At 46.3% G+C, this 786-nt stretch carries 1 protein-coding gene and 1 pseudogene; both read left to right on the plus strand.

Features of this window, described 5'->3' with window-relative positions; genetic code table 11:
- Window positions 1-501, plus strand: a 501-nt coding sequence (locus ACTXGO_RS15165) for a tryptophan--tRNA ligase (RefSeq protein ID WP_459112940.1), incomplete at its 5' end; no start/stop codon positions are given.
- Window positions 502-550: 49 nt separating this feature from the next.
- Window positions 551-786: pseudogene (locus tag ACTXGO_RS15170) on the plus strand (segregation/condensation protein A); the annotation flags it as partial.

Genomic DNA, 786 nt, shown 5'->3' on the forward strand with positions numbered 1-786 from the left:
CTATTTACCCTACCCTCAGCTGTTGTTGACGAAGATATGCCGCTACTAACGGGACTTGATGGGCGCAAAATGAGCAAAAGCTACAACAATACTATTCCATTATTTGGCGATGGCAACCCACAAGTGAGCTCAGAGAAGCAGATGCACAAAGCCATTATGAAAATCGTCACCAACTCGCAATTGCCAGAGGAGCCAAAAGACCCTGACGACTCGGCGCTTTTTGAGATTTACAAAGCCTTTGCTACCCCTAGCGAGATCGCTGATATGCGCGCGCAATACGCTTCGGGAATTGGTTGGGGCGACGCCAAGCAAGTATTGTTCGACAAGATAAACAGTGAAATTGCGCCTTTTCGTGCGCGTTATGAAGAGCTGATGGCTAATCCAAAAGAGTTAGAGGAAATCTTGCAAATGGGCGCGCAAAAGGCCCGTCGTCATAGCCGCAAGCAACTGGACAAAACGCGCCGCGCTATCGGTATCCGTCCGCTAGCTAAGTTAAAGTAACGGGTCAAGCTTAGGTTAATAATTTTTATAGTTAAGCACGGGGTCTGTCATTAAAAACACTGATACTGAGGATAGGACACGCGATGATAGCGAACTACGTATTTATCAGACGCCTATCACACATCTGCCAGATGATCTATATGTGCCGCCACAAGCTTTTGCAATTTGGCTAGAGCAGTTTGCAGGGCCGTTAGACTTTTTGTTGTACTTAGTTAAGAAAAACAATGTCGATTTAACGCAACTGCCCATCTTGCCGATCACCAAGCAGTATCTGGCTTATATCAG

It is taken from the genome of Psychrobacter sp. T6-1 (genome assembly GCF_052258445.1).